This is a genomic window from Microvirga makkahensis (assembly GCF_009830105.1).
Classification (GTDB): Bacteria; Pseudomonadota; Alphaproteobacteria; order Rhizobiales; family Beijerinckiaceae; genus Microvirga; species Microvirga makkahensis.
This window is the reverse complement of record NZ_WURB01000088.1, coordinates 1-699: the sequence shown is the minus strand read 5'-3', so window position 1 is coordinate 699 and position 699 is coordinate 1. Positions and strand designations below refer to the sequence as shown.

Sequence of the window (699 nt, the reverse complement as noted above, 5' to 3'; positions counted from 1 at the left end):
GAGACATCAACTATGCCTGGCCGACCGCGCAGATCGCGGTGATGGGAGCGAAGGGCGCGGTGGAGATCATCTTCCGAGGCGACATCGGCGACGAGGACAAGATCTCTGCGCGCACGAAGGAATACGAAGACCGCTTCATGTCACCCTTCGTAGCGGCTGAGCGCGGCTATATCGACGAGGTAATCATGCCGCATTCGACACGGCGGCGGATCGCCCGCGCCCTCGCCATGCTCCGCCACAAGGAAACGGAGCGCCCCTGGAAGAAGCACGACAACATACCGCTGTAGGGGAGGGGAGTATGAACAACAGTAGAAATGACGCCGCAGAAGTCTCATTCGACGACGTCGCCAAACTCCTGTGGGATGTTGGGGAACCTGGCTTTGATCGAGATGAAGCGCACAACATCATCGACGAGATGTCCCGGCTCCTTTGGGCCATCAGTGAGCGCAGCCCGGAGGAAGGCGAGATTGTCCATTCAACGTTCCCGAGCTGACTTCTCCAAATGGCGTATGGACTGACTCTCGAACCGCCCGTCCGCCTCATCGTTCCTCCTTCCATTGGACAGACCTGATTCATGTTCGACAAGATCCTGATTGCGAACCGTGGCGAGATCGCGTGCCGGGTGATCAAGACCGCCCGGCGAATGGGCATCAAGACGGTGGCGGTCTATTCCGATGCAGATCGGGACGCCCTCCACGT

3 protein-coding genes are annotated in these 699 nt (G+C 59.2%); 2 read left to right on the top strand and 1 reads right to left on the bottom strand.

The features are described 5' to 3' along the window. A partial coding sequence (locus tag GR328_RS26565; protein WP_281352154.1) for a carboxyl transferase domain-containing protein occupies positions 1 to 287 on the top strand: 287 nt, incomplete at its 5' end. A 44-nt stretch (positions 288 to 331) separates the two neighbouring features. On the opposite strand, the gene GR328_RS26560 is transcribed toward GR328_RS26565, so the two are convergent. Further along, the gene (locus tag GR328_RS26560; protein ID WP_160888636.1) at positions 332 to 475 is read right to left on the bottom strand and encodes a hypothetical protein; all 144 of its coding nucleotides are present in this window, start codon (positions 473 to 475) and stop codon (positions 332 to 334) included. A gap of 99 nt (positions 476 to 574) precedes the next feature. On the opposite strand from GR328_RS26560, the gene GR328_RS28145 reads away from it, so the two are divergent. Next, positions 575 to 699 (top strand): biotin carboxylase N-terminal domain-containing protein (locus tag GR328_RS28145; RefSeq protein ID WP_160888597.1); only part of this gene is annotated, 125 nt, incomplete at its 3' end.

Bases quoted from the DNA above. Each gene is read 5' to 3' on its own strand.
- GR328_RS26560 (WP_160888636.1), bottom strand. From the start codon at position 475: ATGGACAATCTCGCCTTCCTCCGGGCTGCGCTCACTGATGGCCCAAAG.